The organism is Saccharomonospora iraqiensis subsp. paurometabolica YIM 90007 (genome assembly GCF_000231035.2).
Lineage (GTDB): Bacteria > Actinomycetota > Actinomycetes > Mycobacteriales > Pseudonocardiaceae > Saccharomonospora > Saccharomonospora paurometabolica.
This window is the reverse complement of record NZ_KI912213.1, coordinates 197,664-199,468: the sequence shown is the minus strand read 5'-3', so window position 1 is coordinate 199,468 and position 1,805 is coordinate 197,664. Positions and strand designations below refer to the sequence as shown.

The window sequence follows — 1,805 nt, the reverse complement described above, 5'->3', positions numbered from 1 at the left end:
CGGGTGGCGGCCCCGCGGAGACCGGTCCGGTGGCGGGCGGCCCCGTGCGGACGGAACTGACGCTGCGCAACGAGGTCGGACTGCACGCCCGGCCCGCCGCGCTGCTGGTCCGGGCCATCGCCGGGGTGGAGGCCGACGTGCGGATCCGGTTCGGCCCGGACGAGGCGGACGGGCACAGCGTGCTGGCGATCATGTCGCTCGGCGCGCGCAGGAACGACTCGATCACCGTCGAGGCCACCGGCCCGCAGGCCCGGGAGGCGCTCGACCGGATCGAGGCGCTGGCCGCACGCGGCTTCGACGAGCACTGACCCGTCGTGTGCGGTCCGAGCCCGGGCCCGGTCCGGCTCACCCGCAGCCGCACGCTCCGCCGCAGCAGCCCCCGCCACCACCCGCACCGGGACCGGAAGCGGGTGCGGACGCGGCACCGGTCAGCGCCACCGTCGTGAGCAGTTTCGTGGTGTCGTCGTGCCCCGCCGGACACGGCGCGGGCGCGGCCGATTCGCTCATCGGCCTGGTCAGCTCGAAGGAGTCGGCACACACCCGGCAGCGGTAGGCATACGTCGGCATGTGTGCATTGTCGCTCTCCGCCGGGCGGGATGGGAAGCTGCCGGGATGGAACCGCCGACGATCGACCGGAAACACCCCGCCCTGCCCGAGGTCGTGCCCTCGATGCTCGCGGCGCTCGGCGTGCCCGCGTTCGACGACACGCTCGCGCTGGGCCGTGTCTCGCGGGCGTGTGTGTTGCTCGTCGACGGGCTCGGCTGGGAGCTGCTGCGCGAGTACGCCGCCGACGCGCCCGTCCTGTCCGGGTTGCGCGCCCGCCCCCTGCGGGTGGGGTATCCGTCCACCACGGCGGCCGGTCTGGCCGCGGTGGGCACCGGTACCGCGTCCGGGGAGCACGGGTTCGTCGGCTACAGCTTCGAGGTGCCCGGGGTGGGGCTGCTCAACGCGCTGCGCTGGTGCAGTCAGGTCGACGGCGGTGACCTGCGCGGCGCGTTGTCCCCCGCGGACGCCCAGCCGTTGCCCACCACGTTCGCCCGGGCGAGTGCCGCCGGGGTGCACGCGAGCGTGGTGTCCTCGGCGAAGTTCGCCGACACCGCGCTCACCCGGGCCGTGTTGTCCGGCGGCCGCTACGTCGGCGTCCACGCGACCGGCGACCTGGTCGCCGCGACGCGGGACGCGCTGCGCCCCGCGCCGAGCTTCTGTTACGCCTACCACGCCGACCTCGACCTCCTCGGCCATCTGCACGGCCCCGGTTCGACGGCGTGGCGGATGCAGCTGCGGCAGGTCGACCGGCTCGTCGAATCGTTGATCGACGGCCTCGGTCCGGACACCCTGCTGGCGGTGGTGGCCGACCACGGCATGGTCACGGTCGACGACACCGTGGTCGACGCGGACGCCGAGCCCGCGCTGCTCGACGGGGTCCGCCTGCTCGGGGGCGAGGTGCGGGCCCGGCACGTCTACCCGGAGCCGGGTGCGGAGGCCGACGTCCTGGCCGCCTGGCGGGAGACCCTCGGCTCCCGCGCGTGGGTGCTGCCCCAAGACGAGGCCGTGGACCTCGGCTGGTTCGGCGACACCGTCACCGACCGTGCCCGGGAACGGATCGGTGCCGTGGTGGCGGCCGCGCGCGGCCGGTCCGGGGTGACCCGGGAACTCGCCGAGCCGCAGGAGTCCTCGTTGGTGGGCCAGCACGGGTCGCTCTCGGACGCCGAACAGTTCGTCCCGCTGGCGCTCGCCTACTCCTGACCGGCGCCGGGCGGCCGCCCGTCCGCCGGCGGCCCGGACGTGTCGGTGCCGCCCGGGCG

General features: G+C 75.6%; 3 protein-coding genes. 2 read left to right on the top strand and 1 reads right to left on the bottom strand.

The window, feature by feature from the left end:
* The coding region (locus SACPADRAFT_RS25765) for an HPr family phosphocarrier protein (RefSeq protein ID WP_007027491.1) at nucleotides 1-308 on the top strand (308 nt) is incomplete at its 5' end.
* 37 nt (nucleotides 309-345) lie between these two features.
* On the opposite strand, the gene SACPADRAFT_RS30330 is transcribed toward SACPADRAFT_RS25765, so the two are convergent.
* On the bottom strand, nucleotides 346-567 hold the full coding sequence (locus SACPADRAFT_RS30330) for an FmdB family zinc ribbon protein (protein WP_084258319.1): 222 nt from the start codon (nucleotides 565-567) through the stop codon (nucleotides 346-348).
* 45 nt (nucleotides 568-612) lie between these two features.
* Here SACPADRAFT_RS30330 and SACPADRAFT_RS0205625 point away from each other — a divergent pair, with 45 nt between their 5' ends.
* Entirely contained in the window at nucleotides 613-1,746 is a 1,134-nt protein-coding gene (locus tag SACPADRAFT_RS0205625) for an alkaline phosphatase family protein (protein ID WP_007027490.1), read from the top strand.
* Nucleotides 1,747-1,805 lie beyond the last annotated feature (59 nt).